Below are 19,898 nucleotides of genomic sequence, written 5' to 3' on the forward strand. Positions count from 1 at the left end.
GAAATTCTAGCTATTGACCGGTGATTTGCTTGATTTTTCTGGCAATTAGTTGAGCCATTTTTTGATAAGTAGCTTCACTGGGATGAAGTCGCTGATCAGCGAGGGCAGTTTTAAAGTTATCTTCAGTGATGAGTTCGGGAGCTTCTTGACGCCAGTTAATTACAGGAATTGCGTTAGTTTGATAGACACGTTCTAATTCGGTGAGGAGTTCTTCGAAAGTGTAGTGACCGAGTCCTTCGACATGATAGTTATCAATGTTACCGTCGTAACGATTCGTTGGTAAAATCCCAATGATATTAAGAGCGTGGTTTTCTGAGCGAATTTTAGTTAAGTTGGTTTGCAAAATTTTGCCAATGGTGGTCAAACCAGCAGTACTATGGGCAAAATCATTTGTACCATAGGCGATGGTGACAAACTGAAATTTAGTAAAGTCGTGATGGTCAACCTGAAAAGTCAGATCACGTTCACGTTGACCAGAGAGGCTGCCGGCATTGATGCCAGCGTTTGTGATGCAAAAATTGGGTAATTCCTGTTTTAAATAGTAGGAAATGTTGTGTTGCAAGTCATGATACCCATTAAAGCCATGGGTGATCGAATCACCCAGCATTAGTAAATTAGTTAGCTTCGTCATTGTCTGCACCTCTTTTTAGTAAGCTAAGTTTATTTTAACGCAAAGATTGCGAGGAGATGAAGCTTAAGTTATTATTAACAAGTAGATGTTTATTTTTGGAGGGTTGGAAGTGAGCGATAAGCGCGTAATAGTGGTAGATTTGGCTGCGTTGGGGTTACGAGTAAATAATTTGTCGGCTACCCATAATTCGGACAATGATACTTTGGTAACGCATGTTTTAAATCAGTCATCTGACTTCGCTTTACCAGCTTTGCATCGGCTGGGTTTGTTTAATTTGTATGCAACCGCCATTGGAACTCAAGTTGGAACCCAGGTTCCTCTCGTTGCAACCTATGGATTAACCCGAACGCGATCGTTGGTCAACCGCCCGGTTTCGGGATTGCGGGAGATGTTTGATTGCTCATTGCCCTATCGAGTGACCAGTGTCTTTGAAGAAACTGCTCGAACCGGAAAATCAGTGATTATTTCTCGGATGGTAAGCTATTTGTTTTCCCAAGAGTTTAGTACATTAATTCAAGTTTGTACCAATGAACTTGGCTTCCACAAATTGGACGAACAGTTAGCAGAAAATGACCAGGGATTTTTCTATCTGCAGTTGCCAGAGTTACAATCATTTGGAGAAGCAGGGCAGTTTAGCGCCTTCTTAGATTCCCTCACCCGGGTTGATCAAGCCTTAGAACGGCTGATGGGTAATTTGCGAGCAGATGATTTGCTGTTGGTGGTTTCCAGTCGGATTGGTGATTCACAGTCACAGGATGGTTTTTCGACGTATAAGCGCTTGCCCGTCATGATTTATGATCGTCAGCAGACCCAGGGTCGCCATTTTTCTAATGAACCATTTGTTTGTGAAGTCGGAGCAACGGTCTTAGCGGCTCTCGGGCTCCAAGGTCGGGTAACCTCACCCAGACACAGCTTGCAATCTTCTTAAAATAACACTTTCACTGCTGTTAATACCGAACACGAAAGGAATTCGCGTAATGAATACGTACTTGCTGGTAAATATTATTGGGGTACTGGTCTTTTTGGCAATTGCCTTTTTGTTTTCAAAAGACCATAAACACATTAATTGGCGATCGGTAATTATCGTTTTAGTGTTAAACCTTGTAATTGCGTATCTGCTGACTAACTTTAGCGTTGGTCGAGACATCGTCAAAGCAACCGCTGAAGGCTTTCAATGGCTGGTTAATATTTCCTATAAAGGGATTGCGGTTGCTTTTCCAGACTGGGTTAATGTTAAACAGATGAATTTTTTCACGGCGGCCTTGATGCCCATTTTGATGATTGTTCCACTGTTTGATATCCTAACTTATTTTGGGATTCTTCCGTTTATTATTAAGTGGATTGGACGCGGAATGGCGTTTGTTACCGGACAGCCAAAATTTGAATCATTTTATGCCATCGAGATGATGTTTTTGGGAAATACCGAAGCAATGGCAGTTTCTAGTGTCCAATTAAAAAACATTTCCGCCCAGCGGGTGTTGACGATTGCGATGATGTCAATGTCTTGTATCACGGCAGCTATGGTTGGAGCCTATGCCCAAATGGTTCCCGGTCAATATGTATTGACGGCGATTCCGCTAAATATTTTAAACGCGATTATCGTTACGAACATTTTGAATCCAGTGCAAATTAGTGCTGAAGAAGACAAGGTTTATGAAATTGGGGATGTTTCTAGTCAACAAGAAGCCGCTGAAGTGGTTTCTGATCGACCTGAAAAACCGGAACGAGAACCATTCTTCTCTTTCTTGGGAGATTCAATTTTAGGAGCTGGTCGCTTAATTTTAATCATTGTGGCGAACGTTATTGCCTTTGTGGCATTAGCTACTTTGATTAGTAAATTACTGGGACTAATTAATCCATGGCTATCGCTTGAACACATTATGGGAGTAATCATGTTCCCATTTGCCTGGTTAATGGGCTTGGATGTAAACCACGCCTTTCAATTTGCCCAGTTCATGGGAACTAAATTAGTAACCAATGAATTTGTGGTAATGAGTGAGATTGCTCCTAAGATTAGCAATCCAAAACTGTTTAGTCCGCACTATCAGGCACAACTAACGGTCTTTCTAACGTCATTTGCCAATGTCAGTACGGTGGGAATGATTATTGGTTGTTTGAAAGGAATTGTTAGCAGAGATAAGAATGATTTGATTTCTAAAAATGTTGGATACCTCTTTTTATCAGGAATCCTAGTTTCACTGATGTCTGCTGGAATTGTTGGTCTCTTTATCTGGTAGTAAAAAAGGGCAATGCTTGCATTGCTCTTTTTTTATGCTAAATTAATGCTAAAATAAAGCTATTTAATAGAAACGGATGGGGATAAAATGCCATTAATGAGAATTGATATGATTAAGGGACGCCGAAGCACTGCTGAGATTAAAAAAATTATGCAAATTGCCTATGATTTAACGCGACAAGATTTTGGGGTACCAAAGGACGATCGTTATCAAATTGTTACTCAGCATGAGCCGGAGGAAATGGAATTATTAGATGCTGGACTTGGAATCGAGCGTAGTGCAGATGTGCTTTTCTTTCAAATTCTTTCTACGCCTCGGAATATGGGGCAAAAACGGACTTTTTGCCGTGATTTAGTAACTAAGTTGCAGCAAGAAATGCAAATCCGTCCAGAAGATGTCATTGTAACCATGGCAACTAATCATGCAGAAGACTGGAGTTTTGGATTGGGCAAGCAACAATTTTTAGATGGAGAACTATAATGCAACCAATTATTTTAGATACAGATCCAGGAATTGATGATGCAGCGGCTTTATCGGTCGCCATTAACAATCCGGAACTGGACGTTCGCTTGGTAACCACGGTGGCTGGAAACGTGACGGTTGATAAGACCACTATTAATGCACTGAAAATCATTAGTTTTTTTGGTAAAGCAGCTCAGATTCCAGTGGCAGCAGGAGCGGAGCAACCACTGATTAAACCATTTGAGGATGCTGCACGAATTCATGGCGAATCCGGAATGCGTGGGTATGATTTTCCAGCTCCGACGACGGCTCCATTGAACCAAACGGCTGTTGTAGCGTTGAAGGAACGCTTGCTGGCTAGTTCTGAACCAGTAACGTTGGTGGCAACTGGATCTTATACTAACGTGGCATTACTTCTGTCTGAGTATCCAGAGATTAAACCCAAAATCGCTCGGATTGTTGCCATGGGTGGAACCCTGGGTCAGGGTAATATGACTAGTGCTGCTGAATTTAACGTCTTTACTGATCCGCATGCAGCCAAAATTATGTATCAAGCAGGGGTTCCAATTGTTATGATTGGATTAGATGTAACCCATAAAGCGTTGCTGACTTATGACACATTGCAGGCCATTGAAACAGCAAATCCAGCTGGTAAGATGTTACACGATATCATTATTAGTGATGGCGATCAGGGAGCCACAGGGGTGGCGATGCATGATGTCAATACTATTTTTTATTTACTCCATCCAGAATTGCTGACGATGAAATCCTACTGGATTGATATTGTCACTGATGGACCAGCTAATGGCGCAACCGTTGCTGACGTGCGGGGTGCTTATCATGATGGGAAAGTTAATGCGGAGGTTGCTGTTGACATTGATGCTGCTGCTTTCAATCGTTGGTTCCTAGCAGAAGTTCGTCACATGCATCACTAGGCGTTAAAAACGGTAGGCCTGCAGAGGTCGCCGTTTTTTGTTTCGTGAAAGACGATTTTCTGATTTAATTAAATGCGCTTTTTTTGGTTGGCTCTAACTAAAAGTTTAAAATTTAGTTATAATGGGTAATAGAGAAATTACCTAGTTTTGCTGTAAGTTAGCCATATAATACACTGATAGGAGTTTGTCACATGACGCCGGAACAATTTAAACAGGCCCTGGCTGACCAGCAGGTTAACCTTTCAGACCAACAAGCTCAGCAGTTTGCCGATTATTTTCAACTCTTGGTTGCCTATAATCAAAAAGTTAATTTAACCACCATTACGGCTGTAAATGACGTTTATTTAAAGCATTTTTATGACTCGATAACGCCACTTTTTTTCATTTCAAAGTTGCGAACGGGGCAGCCTACCTTAGTTGATGTGGGCGCGGGAGCTGGGTTCCCTTCGATACCAATGAAGATTATGAATCCAAAACTTAAAGTGACGATTGTTGATTCCTTACAAAAGCGGTTGACCTTTTTAGCCCAACTGCTTGAAATTTTGGGAATTGATGATGTGCAGTTAGTTCATGCGCGTGCCGAAGATTTTGGTGGACGGACGGGGGCTGGACGAGAACGATTTGACTTTGCGACAGCCCGTGCTTTAGCTCGTCTGAGTGTGATGAGTGAACTGTGTTTGCCGTTAGTGAAACCCGCAGGCCAGCTAATTGCCTTAAAGGGCGCACATGCACAACAAGAATTGGCAGATGCCACCACGGCGCTTCAACTATTGGGAGGGGCGGTTGCGAACGACTTTTCTTTTTCGTTACCAAAAACTAATGAACAGCGTCATATTATCGTGATTGATAAATTAAAAAAAACACCGGTGAAGTATCCACGACAAGCTGGCATTCCGGCGAAACAGGCGCTAAGCTAATGAGGAGGGAATTAAATGGCACATGTGATTGCACTAGCCAACCAAAAAGGTGGCGTGGGTAAGACTACCACAGCAGTGAATCTGGGAGCTGATTTAGCTACTGCCGGTCAGCGGGTTTTGATTGTTGACTCTGATGCGCAGGGAAATGCGACTAGTGGTGTCGGAATTAGCAAACCAGCGATTCAAAAAGATGTCTACGATGTTTTGGTAAATGAAGAGCCCGTGAAAAATGTGATTCTACATTCGCCACATTCAGGACTAGACATTGTGCCAGCCACTATTCAACTTTCCGGAGCAGAAATCGAACTGACCCCTCAGATGGCACGAGAAACCCGATTGAAGAGTGCGCTGGCTGTGGTTGCTGATCAATATGATTTTATTTTAATTGATTGTCCACCGTCACTAGGATTAATTACAATTAATGCCTTTACAGCTAGTAATTCAATCTTAATTCCAGTTCAAAGTGAATACTATGCTTTGGAAGGTTTGAGTCAGCTTTTAAATACAGTTCAGTTAGTACAAAAACACTTTAATCCGGATTTGTACATCGAAGGAGTCTTACTTACCATGTACGATGCTCGGACTAATTTAGGGAATCAAGTGAATGATGAGGTTCGTAAATTCTTTAAAGAGAAGGTCTATCGAACAGTCATTCCTCGCAACGTGCGCTTATCAGAGGCACCTAGTCATGGTTTGCCGATTATTGATTACGACGCTAAATCAAAGGGAGCTCAGGTCTATCTTGAGTTGACGAAAGAGGTGTTAGCTGCCAATGAAAAGCAATAACAGTAAGGGATTAGGGCGCGGTTTGGATGCCTTGTTTGATGACAACGATGTTAATTTGAATGATGAGGCAGTTCGGCAGTTGCCGTTGTCACAACTAACGCCTAATCCATATCAACCACGGAAAAAATTTGATCAGCGAGCTTTAAGCGATTTGACGGAGTCAATTAAAACTTCGGGAGTCTTTCAGCCAATTATTGTTCGGCAACCCGATCAAAACCAGGCCGGTTTTCAAATTTTGGCAGGTGAGCGACGTTTTCGAGCTTCAAAATTAGCGGGTCGAGAGACCATTCCTGGAATTGTACGGCAAGCTTCTGATGAACAGATGATGGAAATTGCGGTAATGGAAAACTTGCAGCGCGAGGATTTAAATCCACTAGAAGAAGCCGAAGCGTACAACATGCTCATGACAAATTTGGACATTACCCAAGTGGAAGTTTCTCAAAGATTGGGAAAAAGTCGACCTTACATTGCCAACTACTTGCGACTGCTAAATTTGCCACAGCCGGTGAAGGAAATGTTACAAAAGAAACAACTATCGATGGGACAGGCACGTACGCTACTAGCCGTTAAAAACAAACCGGATTTATTGCGCTTAGCTCAGCAGGCTGCAACGCAAACGTTGACGGTTCGCCAGCTAGAAAAACTGATCAATAATTTAGATCAAAAAAAGCAATCAAAAAACAAAAAACGAGGACAAGTGGCTAAGTCACCGTACCTACGTGAGAGTGAAGACCAGTTACAAAATAAATTTGGCACAAAGGTTGCAATTAATGAAACCCGACCTAAATCAGGACGGGGTAAAATTGAAATTGATTACTTATCAAATCAGGATTTGACGAGAATTTTGGAATTGCTAGACATTCATCTAGACTAGGAGTGATTTCCATGTATCAACTAAATGATCTAGTAGTTATGAAGAAGGCTCATCCTTGCGGCATAAATCGGTGGCAGATTATTCGGATGGGAGCAGATATTAAACTTGAATGTCAGGGCTGCGGGCACATCGTGATGCTAACTCGGCACCAATTCGAAAAACGGGTCAAAAAGATTTTACCAAGGACAGCGGAAGACGAAGAAAGAGGACAATAAGATGGCATTAACAGCAGGAATTGTAGGATTGCCTAACGTGGGAAAATCAACTCTGTTTAACGCGATTACCAAAGCGGGCGCTGAAATGGCTAACTATCCGTTCGCAACCATTGATCCTAATGTTGGGATGGTTGAGGTTCCCGATCAGCGCCTTGAACGGATTCAGGCGTTAATTCCAGCCAAAAAAGTGGTACCAACTACCTTTGAATTTACAGATATCGCAGGAATTGTTAAAGGGGCCAGTAAAGGTGAAGGTTTAGGAAATAAATTTCTGGAAAACATTCGCCAGGTCGACGCGATTGTTCATGTGGTGCGGGCTTTTGATGATGATAATATTACCCATGTCGCTGATCAAGTTGACCCAGTTGCAGATATTGAAACCATTAATTTAGAATTGAGCCTAGCTGACCTGGATGCCGTTGATAAACGGCTTGCTAAAGTTACTAGAGCTGCTAAAGGAAGTGCGGAAGCTAAAGCAGAATTAGCGGTTTTGGAGAAATTGAAACCAGCTTTGGAAGCAGGAGGCGCTGTGCGTGATCTGACTTTGGATGCAGACGAGCAACAGGTGGTGAAGGGCTTGTTTCTCTTGACTTCCAAACCAGTATTGTACGTTGCAAACATTAGTGAGGATTCGATGGCTGACCCTACTCAGGATCACTATTTTCAAGCTGTTCAAACCTATGCTGAAAAGCATGGGGCACAAGCAATTGGGATTGCGGCTGAGAGTGAAGAAGAAATTGCAGAATTAGATGAGGCTGACAAACAGGAATTTTTACAGGCAGCGGGAGTCAAAGAACCTGGTCTGGATAAATTAATTCGAGCTGCCTATCGGCTACTGAATTTAGAGACGTTCTTTACCGCTGGTGGGAAAGAAACTAAAGCATGGACTTTTTTACGGGGGACTAAGGCTCCACAAGCAGCTGGGATCATCCATTCTGATTTTGAGCGGGGCTTCATTCGAGCCGAAGTAATGTCATTTGCTGATTTAGATCAATATGAAAGTGAAGCAGCAGTGAAAGAAGCTGGGAAACTCAGAGTTGAAGGCAAAGACTACACCATGCAGGATGGTGACATTGTTAACTTCCGCTTTAACGTCTAGGAGGAATCATGAGCGAAGCAGATAATCGCAAACGAAATGAGCATGTGCAACAACAGCGTCCAAGTGTGCGGAAACTAATTTATTCAGAATTTGAACAACAAGGACTTACCAAGCGGAACCTAGAATATATGGTTAAGCTGAAAGAGGAACTTGCCCGAACTAAACTACCAACTGCAAAGCAAGATGATACGATTCAACAAACACTAGCAGAAATTAAGACGGCACAAAAAACTGGTCAGACTGCTAAGGGGTTGTACGGCTCAGTTGCTAACAAAGTTGAAAATACGGTTCATCCTCCCCAGCAGCCACAGGGGCCACTGACCCGCAAGAACTATCTAATTGATGCGATTTACAATGGCTTATGGTTTTTGATTTTATTTAACTTCTTATATGCAGCGATGTACTACTTAACTCCAGCAGCTGCCAAACAAGATGGAGCAGCCGGGATCACCTGTATTATTTTATCTTCCGTCGTTGCCGGAGCTGGGATGCCCATCGTAACGCAGTTGTTTGCGCCAGGCGTCAAGCATCGCCAGAATGCTTTGTTGCGATCATTATTGATGGTAGCGATGTTTGCGGTCTGGATGGTTGTATTTTATGGCTCGAACCTATTACCACGGGTGGTTAATCCAGTGGTTCCACCAATTATTAATCTGATTATTGGGCTGGTCGGTACGGGTTTAATGTTGTTTATGCGGGCTCGTTACACGATTACCAGTGGCTTGTTTGCAGGACGCAAGTAATAAAATTAACTAGATTAGCCGCTGTGAGCGGCTTTTTATCTATGTAAGTTTTTCTTATAATTAGACGAATTCCTGTCGTTGGAGCGCGGATTTGTTAAAATTGAGAAAAGTAATTATACGAGAGGAGTCTTTTACATGAAAATATTAGTAGTCGATGATGACCAGGAGATTGCTCAATTACTAGAGATCTACATTAAGAATGAAGGCTATGAACCAGTAGCAGCCTACAATGGTGAAGAAGCACTATCTAAATTAAACACCGAAAATGATATTGGACTAGTGATTTTGGATATTATGATGCCGGTCATGAACGGCATTGATGTGATTAATGCGATTCGCAAGGATTCTCAAATTCCCATTATTGTACTGTCTGCAAAGACCGAAGATATTGATAAAATCCGCGGTCTGAGTGCGGGGGCGGATGACTACGTTGCTAAACCATTCAACCCGTTGGAAGTAATGGCGCGGGTGCATTCGCTATTACGGCGCAGTAAGAATGAAGTAACTAACGATCAACCAGAAATCATTACCGCCGATTCGCTAACAATTAATCGAGATTCTCACGAGGTGACGACCGAGGATCACAAGCAAATTCAGTTAACTGCGATTGAATTTGGGATTCTATACCTGTTGGCTAGTCATCCGAACCGAGTTTTTTCTGCAGATGAGATTTTTGAACGTGTTTGGAAGCAAGAAAGCGTCATTTCAGCTAAAACGGTGATGGTACACATGAGTCATTTGCGGGATAAAATTGAGAACGCTACTGACGGAAAAGATATTATCAAGACCGTCTGGGGTGTTGGGTACAAAGTGGAAGGTTAGCCTGTGGCAACAACAAATTTTAAACTGACATCTAAAGAAAAAAACGAACTATGGTTTGAAGGGATTGTAACCCTGATTTTTTTACTGCTGGTTGATTTGGCAGTTGGCAACATCATCATTACTTTTATTAGAAACAATCAAGGGGTTAATGACGGTATCTTTATCATTAAACAATCGGTTACCTTTGGACCATTTGAGCAACAACTGCTTAGTTGGGAAAATATTTTCTGGGTCCTGATGGGTATTTTTGATGTGGTTGTCATTTGGTGGCGGTTGATTCGGGTTTATCATCGGATTCAAATTAGCCGGATTATCGATGAATTGCACTACATTTCTGCCGGTCATTTTGATCATCGCATTCCTTTTCATCTATCAGGTGATAACGAACGCGTGGTGCAAAGCGTCAATGCCTTAGTGGATAACGTGATCAAATCGCTGAACGAAGAACGTCGGATTGAAAAGTCCAAGGACGAATTGGTCACGAGTGTTAGTCATGATTTGAGAACCCCGTTAACTTCGATTATTGGTTATTTGGGTTTGATCGATGCCAAGCAATACAAATCGGAAACGGCGTTGCTAGAGTATTGTCGAATTGCCTATGAAAAGGCTCAGCAAATGAAAAAATTGGTTGATCGGTTATTTGAGTATACCAAGGCTAATAACATTGAACACCAACAATTAGAAATTAATCAGGTTGATGTTAACCAACTGTTAGATCAGTTGGAAACCTCATTTTATTTGGAAGCAAAGAAAAAGGGGATGCGAATTGTGTTAACTCCCCTTTCAAAGGACATTACCATGGGCACCAATGCCGAACTATTGGGGCGGATTTTTAATAATTTAATTACGAATGCACTTAATTATGGAAAAGATGGGAAAAATATATTTCTTAGCGCCAAGCTCCTTGACCAGCAAATGATTCAATTTCAAGTTGCAAATGATGGCAAACGGATTCCACCAAAAATTATCAGCAAGATTTTTGATCGTTTTTATCGCGAAGAAAGTTCTAGAAACGCTGCCACTGGTGGGAGCGGTCTGGGGCTTGCCATTGTACGAGAAATGGTGGGGCATCAGGGGGGAACCATTCACGTTGATTCCACAAATCGGATGACAACTTTTACGTTCACATTACCAATTCAACAGACTGCCGTAGCAAAAGCGGGCAAAAAAAAATAGGGAAACGGTTTTTTATTTTCAGCCAGTACTCTATAATGTATTATTGTGGATTGAAGTAAATTTAAAACAATCCGACTGGTGGAGGATTTTCGTTGATTAACAAAGCAGCCCATTCTGAAACTGCTGTCCGGCAGCAAAACTTTAAAACCTCATTTCCTTTAGACATTAGTTATATTCCGATTGGGGTGGCTTGCGGTATTTTACTGCATGCAGCGGGTTTTAATTTATTTAATATTGTCCTAGTGTCGCTCCTGGTTTTTTCAGGTGGGGCTCAATTTTTAATTGCTTCGATGTTGACGATCAATTCTCCCTTAGTAACAGTAGTTTTGATGTTATTTTTCTTGGAATTGAGATATGCCCTATTAGGCTCAAGTTTGTCTAAATACCTACACGGACAGAGTACGTGGTTTACTTTCTTGTTTGCTTGTTCGATGAATGATGAAAACTACGCCGTCAACTATTTAAAATTTTCGACTGACAAGCAGTTTACTCCGAGCGACGCACTTCAAATTGAGCACTGGTCCTTACTGTTTTGGACGCTTAGTAATTTTGTTGGTGGCGTCTTAGGGAGTGCCATTACGATTGATCTGACAGTGGTTCATTTTGCATTAACAGCATTATTTTTGTTCATGATTGTGATGCAGGTTAAAAGTCTTTTAAAAGTTTTGGTAGCAGGGCTAGCCGCTGGCTTGGCGATCTTTTTCCTAGTGGTGACCAAATCAACGCTTGGCTTGGTATTTGCTACGCTGATTGCCTCATTTATTGGTTTTGTGATTGATAATTACTTAACCAAACAACGGAAGAAAACACAGCGAAAAAGCCCGTTGTTGCGCATGTTTAAAAATCCAGCGGGAACGCCACGAGAATAGTTGGGGATAAATCATGGAATGGAATGGGTTACAACATTTTTTCTTAGTTATACTGTGTTTTTTCGTAGCGTTGCTACCACGCTTTATTCCGCTGTCTTTTTTTCGAAAGCGTAAAATTCCTGGCTGGTTTAATGAGTGGATGGAATTTGTACCAATTTGTTTGTTTACATCACTAGTGGTCAAGGATCTGTTTATCACTAAGACATATTCGTTTTCAGTGACAGGGATGTTACCCGAATTAATTGCAAGTGTGGTTGTAATCTTAATTGCATTTTGGACGCGTTCGATGGCACTTTCGGTCATCATCGGGTTAGGGTTAGTGTTCGCATTAACCTTTCTAATATAATAGCGAAGCTTACTAAAAAGCGACTGAATTCGTGATGAGTTCAGTCGCTTTTTAGTATGAATGCTTACGGTGCAGTTGGTAGTTAAACTTGCTGCCTCGCTTCGTTCGTTGTTTTAATTATGATACATATAATCACGAGTCATTGGCAGATTCTTGCCAGACGGTCCTTTAGAGATTAGGTATTGAACTACGTCGATATTACCAGCTTTAAATGAGGCCGCACAAGCTTGCAGATAGAGATCCCACATGCGAACGAAATTTTCATCAAATAGCTCGCGAACTTCGGGGATAACTTTGCGGAAATTCTTATCCCATTCCTCCAAAGTGCGTTGATAATGACGACGCAATGCTTCAACGTCATAAATTTGCATGTTTTGATCGAGAATGTGCTGGATATTCTCCGTTAAGCCAGGGATGTAACCCCCGGGGAAGATCCATTTGTTAATCCAGCCGTTGGTTGCTCCCCCTTGTTGACGGGTGATCCCGTGAATGAGGGCAGTCCCATCATCCGCTAAGTGTTTGGAAACGGTGGCAAAATACTCAGCAAGATTTTCTTTACCAACGTGTTCAAACATGCCAACAGAGGTGATGTAATCAAACTTTTCATCAGCAGGTAATTCACGATAATCCTGTAGCCGAACTTCAGCAAGATTTTCTAAGCCGTACTTGGTAATTTGATTTTGGACGTACTCGTATTGTTCTTGACTTAAAGTGACGCCAACGACTTTGATGTTGTATTCAGCAGCAGCCGTAAGCATCAAAGTGCCCCAACCGCAACCGATGTCTAGAAGTCGTTTGTCTGACTGGGGATTTAACTTTTTCAAAATGTGATGAATTTTATTTTCCTGCGCCTGGTAAAGTGAATCGGTTGGTTTTTCAAAGTAAGCACAAGAATAGGTCATGGTTTTGTCGAGCCATAGCCGGTAGAAATCATTACCAATGTCATAGTGATTCTGGACATCGGCTTTGCTAGCTTTTTCTGAATGAGAAGTTTTTGGTAGAAAATGGATGAACTTTTTGTTGCGGAAAAAACTGTCGGCAGCCTCATATGCTGAAGTAATCAAATCTTCCAAGTTACCATCGACATCAATGGTTCCGTCCATATAGGCTTCCCCTAGAGCAATGGAAGCATTCCGCCGGAGTTCTTTAATGGGGATAGCCTTGTGAATGGTGATATGAGCTTGGGGCGTCCCGCTTCCGTACTGTTTAGTTTTACCGTCCCAAAAAGTGACTTTCATGGGGATGGTGAAACTGCGTTTCAAAAATTCGTTATAAAACGTTTTCTCCAGCATAAAATAACCTCTTTCTAATTGAAATTTTCATTTTTATTATAGTCCTTTTCCTATTTTCACGTAACTATTAGCTATGTAGGGCAGGTTCTTGTATGCTATACTCATGACAACGCCGAGAACTTTATGGAGGTAATTTGGATGAAGAAATGGATTTGGGCAACGGTTGTTGCAATCTTTGTTTTATTTGTTGGAGGTTGGTTTTATTTTGACCATACCATGGGCGCTAATGCTTACAAATCAGACTTGTCAGCAGGTAAAACGGAGCTACAAGAGAAAAAGTATACGGCTGCTAAAGATAAGTTTCAGGCAGCAGTTGATAAAAAGCCAGGAGCTAAAGAAGCCAATACCTTGTTAAATCAAACAAAGCGATTTATCGAGGGTAATAATGACGTAAACGAAAAAAACTTTACTGGAGCCCGCGAGGCCTATCGCAATGTTCGCGACCAAACCGGTGGTTCTGAAGTGCTAGTTACACGGTCTAAAGATCAGATTAAGACGATGGATGCCGTGATTAAGAATCAGAAAACTTTACGATCGATGTATAAGGATGCGGTTCGCCAACACAACGATAAAAAATATGAGGCTTCTAACGAAACCTTGGCACAAATTATGAATGTTAATGTGATTGGACAGTCCTACTATTCTGATATTCGCAAGGACGTCAAAACGTTGAAAAAGGCGAATGATCGTGCTCTGAAGTCAATGTCTAACCCTGAAAAAACGGCGTCGGCTAACGATCCGCAAAGCAAGTACAATGGGGTTCCAAACAATACGCCATCGGCACCATCAACCACTAATCAGCCCGCAACTGGAGTAGCACAAAATACAGCCGTTGGGAATAATAGTAGTAACAACAATGGTAATACTAACTCTGGTGCTTCCCATCAATCAGATAATCTGAATGTTTATCAAAATCCCGGTCAGTACCAAAACCGCTTTAGCAATTCAAGTAACACGAATAACAATACAAGTAATAACGGGAATAACACTGATGGCAGTGATGAATACAATGTATATAAAAATCCAGATGAGTATTCAAACCGATTCTAGGATAGTTTGATGAAGCAGACGGAGATTTTTTAATGGAATATTGGCACGCTTTTTTAAAAAATGTCAGGTTGCGGCGGTTCGTCGTTTTAGTTTTCTTAATGATGATGATTTATTTTTGTCGTGATTTGATGACCATGGTGTTGCTAACCTTCATATTTACCTTGGTTATCACTAGAACCGTGCTCTGGATTGAAAAACGAACTGGTCTACGACCGGTGATTACGGTAACGGCTGTTTTCTCGCTGATTATCCTAGCAGTAGTCATGTTAGTGGTGACGTACTTACCGACCCTGACGGATCAGGGAATTGCGTACACGAAACTATTGTTTCGGGTTTATCAGCGCCCACGGATGATTCACAATCCGCAGGTTCGCTCCGTAGTAATTAACTTTTTGCAATCGGTAAACATCACAAAGCAGATCAAGGACAGCATGGGGTTGATTTTTCAGTATGTCACTAGTGTAGGGACCATTGGGTTATCACTCTTGATGTCACTCTTATTGAGTTTCTTTTTCACTATTGAACTACGTCAACTGCGCGAGTTTAGCGAAAAGTTTTTATCAAGCACCTTTGGTTGGTTTTTCCAAGATGTATATTATTTTGGCAAGATTTTTGTTCAAACTTTTGGCGTGGTGTTGGAAGCACAACTTTTTATTGCAGTATGTAATACGGTGATTACTACTATTTGCCTAGCGATTTTACAGATGCCCGAACTGCCGATTTTAGCGCTAATGATTTTTTTGCTAAGTTTGATTCCAGTTGCTGGAGTGATCATCTCACTGATTCCACTGACAATTACGGGCTATGCAGTTGGTGGAATTCAGTACGTGATTTACATCGTAATTATTATTGCGATAGTTCACTTGTTAGAAACTTATATCCTGAATCCTCAATTTATGTCAGCGAAAACTGAGCTGCCCATTTTTTATACCTTTGTTGTGCTATTGATCGGAGAACATTTTTTGGGTGTGTGGGGGTTGATTGTGGCCGTTCCAATTTTCACATTCTTCCTTGATATTTTGGGAGTTCAAAAAGTTCATCCGCGCGAAAGACGCCATAAAAAGCGAGTTCAGAAGTTGAAAAGCACTTTAAATCGACATGGTAAATGATGTATGATGTGATTGTTTGAGAAAATGATGAAATGAAAGAGGGATTAACACGATGGCTAAATTATGTTTAATTAGACACGGTCAAAGCGAATGGAACTTAGCAAACAAATTTACTGGTTGGGTTGATGTTGACCTGAGTGAAACAGGCGTCCAGCAGGCACAACATGCGGGTGAATTGATTGCACAGAGTGGCATTCAGTTCGACCAAGCCTACACTTCCGTTTTAAAACGGGCGATTAAAACGCTCCACTATGCTTTGGAAGCTAGTGACCAGTTGTGGATTCCAGAAATGAAGAGCTGGCGGCTTAACGAGCGTCATTATGGAGATTTGCAGGGTAAAAACAAAGAGAAGGCCGCAGAAAAATTTGGTGCAGATCAAGTTCACATTTGGCGGCGTTCTTACGATGTTTTACCTCCACTCCTAGCAGCAGATGATGAGGGCTCGGCTACCAAAGATCGGCGCTATGCTGATCTTGATCCACGAGCAATCCCAGCGGGGGAAAACTTAAAAACCACTTTGGAACGGGTAATCCCATTTTGGCAGGATCAGATTGCACCAAAGCTGTTAGATGGTAAGAATGTTATTATTGCTGCTCATGGGAACTCTCTGCGCGCACTTACCAAGTATCTTGAAAACATTTCTGATGCAGATATCATGGACGTTGAGATTGCAACCGGTGATCCAATTGTTTACGATATTGATAAAGATTTAAACGTAATTAATAAAGTAAAACTGGATGAGCAGTAGTTAGTCCGTATTTTAATTAGGGTTCACATCGGGAGGTTTAGATGTGAGCCCTTTTAACTGCTCTAAAATTCTTGTCAAAAAACTTGACAAGAATTAACTGAGCTTGTATCGTAAATAGCATTGCAAATAACACTCGAGGAGGTATTTTGAATGAGTAAAGAACAAGCACTTGATGCGCATGGCAAGCCTTACAATCGGTTTATGTTTGTGCTGCTGTTGTTGCTCGGAGCTTTCGTTGCTGTCTTAAATCAAACCATACTGGGGACGGCCTTTCCCACTTTGATGAAGGCATTTAATGTTAGTACATCAACGGTTCAGTGGCTGACAACTGGGTTTATGATGGTTAATGGAATTTTGATTCCTGTTAGCGCCTGGCTGACGACTCGAATTAACACTAAATGGTTGTTTTTGGGTGCCATGCTTATTTTTGAAGCAGGAACGATTACGGCTTACCTAGCTCCAGTTTTTGGGGCACTCTTTGTCGGACGGTTAATCCAGGGAGTTGGGGTTGGAATTCTAATGCCACTGATGCAAACCGTCTTGCTATCAATTTTTCCTCCAGAACGGCGAGGAGCTGCTCTGGGTATGGGTGGAATTGTAATCGGATTGGCGCCGGCGATTGGACCAACGCTTTCTGGTTGGATTATTGATAATTATAGCTGGCGAATTCTTTTTGGAATGCTGATTCCAGTGGCTGCTGCTGTGATTATCTTGGGATTCTTTTTTATTAAACCGGTTTTAAAAACCCATGAATCCAAATTGGATTATCTTTCTTTAGTACTATCGACAATTGGATTTGGTCTAGTACTATATGGCTTTTCGTCAGTTGGAAATGATGGCTGGGGTAGTCGAACGGTAATTTTATCATTGTTGATTGGCTTTATTTTTGTTGCCATCTTTATCTGGCGACAATTACATCTCACAACACCATTTCTTGATTTTCGGGTCTTTAAATCATTTGAATTTAGTATTGCTTCCATTATTGGCTCGGTTTCTTTCATGGCAATGATCGGATTTGAAATGGTGCTTCCCCTGTATCTTCAAATTGTACGAGGAATGAGTGCTTTCCATTCAGGTTTAACGTTGTTAGGCGGAGCTTTGATGATGGGATTGATGAGCCCGGTAACTGGAAAATTGTTTGATCGCTATGGAGCCAAGCGTTTGGCCATTTGCGGATTGTTTTTACTGTCACTCGGAACTTTTCCATTTATGTTTTTAACTGAAGATACCGCAATTGCGTACATTGTTGTCTTGTATGCCATGCGAATGTTTGGAATTGCGATGGTGATGATGCCAGTAACTACGGCGGCGATGAATTCGTTACACGTCGATATGATGGCACACGGGACCGCTGTCAATAATACGCTACGACAAATTTGTGGTTCCGTTGCGACAGCGATCATGGTTTCGATTTTATCAAACGTAACCTCGAATAATTTGCCGTCACACCTGCTACGGATCAATGATCCACTTCGGTTTCGCGATCTTGCGATTGCAGCTACTTTGAAGGGTTACACGGCTGCGTTTGCAGTATCCTTTGTAATCTCATTAGCAGCCTTTGTCTTAGTGTTTTTCTTGAAGAGCGATCGCCAAAAAGTTACGGTAAAGGGGGAAGATGAAGAATGATTTTTGTAATTTTAATTGGGGCGGCTTTTGCTCTCTTTCTTTGTTGGAACCTAATTCCTAATCGAATGGTTTCAAACGGCATTAGTTTTGCCTTAGCCCTTGGGCTAGTTGCCACGATTTTGATGATTGTTGGAAATTTTAAGTATCATTACGGGATGGAGCGCCAGACAGTTACAACTGAGCATGCGTTCGCTTCGGTTAATCCCAAGGCGAAGATGTTGTTAGTACAACAGGTTGGGAAAAAATCTGGTCGCCAGGTAGTTATTTATAAAAAAAGAGTTAATCAGAAAAAGCCAACGGTCACACCAGCCGTTAAAACGACTAACGTTATTAAAACTAACGCCAAAGAAAATAAATTAATCGTTGAAAAGCATCAATGGGTTTATAAAAATAATTTTTATCGGTTAATGTTTGGATTAGCGCAAAAGGAAACCTTCATTAGTCGCAAGAATACTTTTTATGTTAAAAACGATTATTTAGTGTTGACGCCACAACAGGCCAAACGTTTTGGTGAGTTAGCTAAGCAACGTGGAATGCAGATGCAGGCTAAGCAAAAGAATAATCCGCAAGCACAGGCAGCTATGCAACAACAGGGGGCGGCTTATGTGCAAAGTAAATTACAAGCAGCCACGACGAAGCAACCTAAGTTGACTGCTGCACAAAAAGAACAGTTGAGTAAACGATATGCAGCTGAGTTCAAACAACAGGTAGAAGAAAGAGGACAACAAGCTGTTTTTCAAGAGGTTTTGCAAGAAATGCACATTAATCCTGCAAAGTAATAAAAAGCACTTGGTAACCAGTCTGGTTATCAAGTGCTTTTTTGGTTGCTAGTGGTTGTTGGTTCGTTGTGCCACTTGGACTGCTTGGTACTGTTGACGCATCCATTGAAAGTAAGTTCGATTTTGCGGCTTTGTTTCAGTAACATTGACCACGGGAAGCTGCTCGTGGTGTGCTAACTTAACTAGGTTTGCAACGGTTGGATCAGAAGTTTGGGTGTTGTTTACAAAAAAGGCAATTTGATGATTTTTTATTTGTGATTGTAGGTTTGAAATCGCCTTTGGAGCTGGGTCAACTCCCTTATCAACGGCATTTGCGAAATCATTGTCAGTGATTTGATAACCCATTCTTTTTAATGAATAGTTAAAAACTGGTTCACTGACCGCTACTTTTTGATGTTGTGCTAATGGTTTGATTTCGTTAATCAAATTGGTAACCTGAGCCCAATTTTTTCGATAAGCACGTGCTCTGTTTTGAAAATAACGACGTTGACGCGGGTTCTTTGCGCTATAGGTTTTTGCTAGTTGAGTGGCTAAGATATCCATAGTTTGTGGATCGTACCAAAGATGTTCGTTGTCACCATCTTTTTTATGCAGTAATTGTTCCAGCTGTAATTCTGTTTGGCCTCGTGGCGCGGTACTATTGGTGATTTGATTAATCCAATCATCATAGCCCAGACCATTTGAAATTACTAAGTCAGCTTGAGCAACTTGTTTAGAGTCAGTGATATTTGGTTCAAAATCATGCGGATCGACGTTTGAGTTAATGATTGAATCAACCTTGACGTATTTACCACCAACTTGTTGCGCAGTTTCTCCATAAAAATTGAGAGTTGAGACAATTTTTAGGCGTTGATCCGCTCGTTGGCGGGGCATTGATTGTTGGTGGCAAGCAGTTAAGCCTAGCAATGCTAGGACGGTTACCAGCGTAAATCCAATTAATTTTGGTTTTCTATTAAGCAAAAGTTATCGGCCTTCTTTATTGAATAATACTGATATTATAACGTAATTTTGAGGAATGCCGTCATTAAGAGTTTTTTGTTTAAAATGTTTGACTTTAGTTAGATTAGATTGTATGATAAATAAGCGCTCAAAATGAGTTACGTTTACTTAGAAAAAAAGATAAATGTTTTTGTTGACATGTTTCTTGATTCACGCTATGATAGTAAACGCACTGTTAGAGTA

22 protein-coding genes are annotated in these 19,898 nt (G+C 41.4%); 19 read left to right on the forward strand and 3 right to left on the reverse strand.

What is annotated here, in order from left to right; translation table 11 throughout:
• Positions 1–10: 10 nt before the first annotated feature.
• Positions 11–631, reverse strand: a complete 621-nt coding sequence (locus tag B808_RS01620; protein WP_009167007.1) for an SGNH/GDSL hydrolase family protein — start codon at positions 629–631, stop codon at positions 11–13.
• A gap of 109 nt (positions 632–740) precedes the next feature.
• Between B808_RS01620 and B808_RS01625 the strand changes: the two genes are divergently transcribed.
• From B808_RS01625 to B808_RS01690, 14 genes are all read left to right on the forward strand, one after another.
• The gene (locus tag B808_RS01625; protein WP_009167008.1) at positions 741–1,559 is read left to right on the forward strand and encodes a phosphopentomutase; all 819 of its coding nucleotides are present in this window, start codon (positions 741–743) and stop codon (positions 1,557–1,559) included.
• Between the two features lie 49 nt (positions 1,560–1,608).
• A complete protein-coding gene (locus B808_RS01630) occupies positions 1,609–2,868 on the forward strand; it encodes a NupC/NupG family nucleoside CNT transporter (protein WP_009167009.1) in 1,260 nt (419 codons plus the stop codon).
• 87 nt (positions 2,869–2,955) lie between these two features.
• Positions 2,956–3,348 (forward strand): tautomerase family protein, encoded by a 393-nt coding sequence (locus tag B808_RS01635; protein ID WP_035421518.1) that lies wholly within the window; start codon positions 2,956–2,958, stop codon positions 3,346–3,348.
• Positions 3,348–4,265 (forward strand): ribonucleoside hydrolase RihC, encoded by a 918-nt coding sequence (gene rihC / locus B808_RS01640; RefSeq protein WP_035421520.1) that lies wholly within the window; start codon positions 3,348–3,350, stop codon positions 4,263–4,265. Before B808_RS01635 ends, rihC begins: the two co-directional genes overlap by 1 nt.
• 191 nt (positions 4,266–4,456) lie before the next feature.
• A complete protein-coding gene (gene rsmG / locus B808_RS01645; protein ID WP_035421522.1) occupies positions 4,457–5,182 on the forward strand; it encodes a 16S rRNA (guanine(527)-N(7))-methyltransferase RsmG in 726 nt (241 codons plus the stop codon).
• A 15-nt stretch (positions 5,183–5,197) separates the two neighbouring features.
• Entirely contained in the window at positions 5,198–5,968 is a 771-nt protein-coding gene (locus B808_RS01650) for a ParA family protein (RefSeq protein WP_009167013.1), read from the forward strand.
• Positions 5,955–6,842: a ParB/RepB/Spo0J family partition protein gene (locus tag B808_RS01655; protein WP_035421526.1), complete on the forward strand. Its 888-nt coding sequence runs from the start codon at positions 5,955–5,957 to the stop codon at positions 6,840–6,842. The genes B808_RS01650 and B808_RS01655 overlap by 14 nt, the downstream gene beginning before the upstream one ends.
• 11 nt (positions 6,843–6,853) lie before the next feature.
• Entirely contained in the window at positions 6,854–7,057 is a 204-nt protein-coding gene (locus B808_RS01660; RefSeq protein ID WP_009167015.1) for a DUF951 domain-containing protein, read from the forward strand.
• A gap of 1 nt (position 7,058) precedes the next feature.
• Complete coding sequence (gene ychF / locus B808_RS01665; protein WP_009167016.1) at positions 7,059–8,156, forward strand: redox-regulated ATPase YchF; 1,098 nt, start codon at positions 7,059–7,061, stop codon at positions 8,154–8,156.
• An 8-nt stretch (positions 8,157–8,164) separates the two neighbouring features.
• Entirely contained in the window at positions 8,165–8,899 is a 735-nt protein-coding gene (locus B808_RS01670; protein WP_009167017.1) for a DUF1129 family protein, read from the forward strand.
• 135 nt (positions 8,900–9,034) lie between these two features.
• Complete coding sequence (locus B808_RS01675) at positions 9,035–9,721, forward strand: response regulator transcription factor (protein WP_009167018.1); 687 nt, start codon at positions 9,035–9,037, stop codon at positions 9,719–9,721.
• Between the two features lie 3 nt (positions 9,722–9,724).
• Positions 9,725–10,897: a sensor histidine kinase gene (locus tag B808_RS01680; protein ID WP_009167019.1), complete on the forward strand. Its 1,173-nt coding sequence runs from the start codon at positions 9,725–9,727 to the stop codon at positions 10,895–10,897.
• Positions 10,898–10,989: 92 nt separating this feature from the next.
• Complete coding sequence (locus B808_RS01685) at positions 10,990–11,766, forward strand: AzlC family ABC transporter permease (protein ID WP_009167020.1); 777 nt, start codon at positions 10,990–10,992, stop codon at positions 11,764–11,766.
• 13 nt (positions 11,767–11,779) lie between these two features.
• Positions 11,780–12,112: an AzlD domain-containing protein gene (locus B808_RS01690; RefSeq protein ID WP_035421529.1), complete on the forward strand. Its 333-nt coding sequence runs from the start codon at positions 11,780–11,782 to the stop codon at positions 12,110–12,112.
• A gap of 113 nt (positions 12,113–12,225) precedes the next feature.
• On the opposite strand, the gene B808_RS01695 is transcribed toward B808_RS01690, so the two are convergent.
• Positions 12,226–13,404 (reverse strand): SAM-dependent methyltransferase, encoded by a 1,179-nt coding sequence (locus B808_RS01695; RefSeq protein ID WP_035421531.1) that lies wholly within the window; start codon positions 13,402–13,404, stop codon positions 12,226–12,228.
• A 138-nt stretch (positions 13,405–13,542) separates the two neighbouring features.
• Between B808_RS01695 and B808_RS01700 the strand changes: the two genes are divergently transcribed.
• The 5 genes from B808_RS01700 (at position 13,543) to B808_RS01720 (ending at position 18,716) form a co-directional block, all read left to right on the forward strand.
• Complete coding sequence (locus B808_RS01700) at positions 13,543–14,454, forward strand: hypothetical protein (RefSeq protein ID WP_009167023.1); 912 nt, start codon at positions 13,543–13,545, stop codon at positions 14,452–14,454.
• A gap of 32 nt (positions 14,455–14,486) precedes the next feature.
• Positions 14,487–15,563, forward strand: coding sequence for an AI-2E family transporter (locus tag B808_RS01705; protein ID WP_009167024.1), 1,077 nt, complete (start codon positions 14,487–14,489; stop codon positions 15,561–15,563).
• Positions 15,564–15,615: 52 nt separating this feature from the next.
• Positions 15,616–16,311 carry a 2,3-diphosphoglycerate-dependent phosphoglycerate mutase gene (locus tag B808_RS01710; protein WP_009167025.1) on the forward strand — a complete coding sequence of 232 codons (696 nt, stop codon included), beginning with the start codon at positions 15,616–15,618 and terminating at the stop codon, positions 16,309–16,311.
• A 150-nt stretch (positions 16,312–16,461) separates the two neighbouring features.
• Entirely contained in the window at positions 16,462–17,937 is a 1,476-nt protein-coding gene (locus B808_RS01715; RefSeq protein WP_009167026.1) for an MDR family MFS transporter, read from the forward strand.
• A complete protein-coding gene (locus tag B808_RS01720) occupies positions 17,934–18,716 on the forward strand; it encodes a DUF4811 domain-containing protein (protein ID WP_009167027.1) in 783 nt (260 codons plus the stop codon). The genes B808_RS01715 and B808_RS01720 overlap by 4 nt, the downstream gene beginning before the upstream one ends.
• A 48-nt stretch (positions 18,717–18,764) precedes the next feature.
• On the opposite strand, the gene B808_RS01725 is transcribed toward B808_RS01720, so the two are convergent.
• Positions 18,765–19,676 (reverse strand): metal ABC transporter solute-binding protein, Zn/Mn family, encoded by a 912-nt coding sequence (locus B808_RS01725; RefSeq protein WP_051393783.1) that lies wholly within the window; start codon positions 19,674–19,676, stop codon positions 18,765–18,767.
• Between the last annotated feature and the right edge of the window lie 222 nt (positions 19,677–19,898).

Source organism: Fructilactobacillus florum 8D (assembly GCF_000512295.1).
In the GTDB taxonomy this organism is placed as follows: Bacteria; Bacillota; Bacilli; order Lactobacillales; family Lactobacillaceae; genus Fructilactobacillus; species Fructilactobacillus florum.

Coding starts and splice junctions, on each gene's coding strand:
- B808_RS01635 (WP_035421518.1), top strand. CDS start 2,956: ATGCCATTAATGAGAATTGATATGATTAAGGGACGCCGAAGCACTGCT.
- B808_RS01710 (WP_009167025.1), top strand. CDS start 15,616: ATGGCTAAATTATGTTTAATTAGACACGGTCAAAGCGAATGGAACTTA.
- B808_RS01650 (WP_009167013.1), top strand. CDS start 5,198: ATGGCACATGTGATTGCACTAGCCAACCAAAAAGGTGGCGTGGGTAAG.
- B808_RS01720 (WP_009167027.1), top strand. CDS start 17,934: ATGATTTTTGTAATTTTAATTGGGGCGGCTTTTGCTCTCTTTCTTTGT.
- B808_RS01675 (WP_009167018.1), top strand. CDS start 9,035: ATGAAAATATTAGTAGTCGATGATGACCAGGAGATTGCTCAATTACTA.
- B808_RS01695 (WP_035421531.1), bottom strand. CDS start 13,404: ATGCTGGAGAAAACGTTTTATAACGAATTTTTGAAACGCAGTTTCACC.
- B808_RS01715 (WP_009167026.1), top strand. CDS start 16,462: ATGAGTAAAGAACAAGCACTTGATGCGCATGGCAAGCCTTACAATCGG.
- rsmG (WP_035421522.1), top strand. CDS start 4,457: ATGACGCCGGAACAATTTAAACAGGCCCTGGCTGACCAGCAGGTTAAC.
- B808_RS01700 (WP_009167023.1), top strand. CDS start 13,543: ATGAAGAAATGGATTTGGGCAACGGTTGTTGCAATCTTTGTTTTATTT.
- ychF (WP_009167016.1), top strand. CDS start 7,059: ATGGCATTAACAGCAGGAATTGTAGGATTGCCTAACGTGGGAAAATCA.
- B808_RS01660 (WP_009167015.1), top strand. CDS start 6,854: ATGTATCAACTAAATGATCTAGTAGTTATGAAGAAGGCTCATCCTTGC.
- B808_RS01670 (WP_009167017.1), top strand. CDS start 8,165: ATGAGCGAAGCAGATAATCGCAAACGAAATGAGCATGTGCAACAACAG.
- B808_RS01705 (WP_009167024.1), top strand. CDS start 14,487: ATGGAATATTGGCACGCTTTTTTAAAAAATGTCAGGTTGCGGCGGTTC.
- B808_RS01690 (WP_035421529.1), top strand. CDS start 11,780: ATGGAATGGAATGGGTTACAACATTTTTTCTTAGTTATACTGTGTTTT.
- rihC (WP_035421520.1), top strand. CDS start 3,348: ATGCAACCAATTATTTTAGATACAGATCCAGGAATTGATGATGCAGCG.
- B808_RS01620 (WP_009167007.1), bottom strand. CDS start 631: ATGACGAAGCTAACTAATTTACTAATGCTGGGTGATTCGATCACCCAT.
- B808_RS01630 (WP_009167009.1), top strand. CDS start 1,609: ATGAATACGTACTTGCTGGTAAATATTATTGGGGTACTGGTCTTTTTG.
- B808_RS01655 (WP_035421526.1), top strand. CDS start 5,955: ATGAAAAGCAATAACAGTAAGGGATTAGGGCGCGGTTTGGATGCCTTG.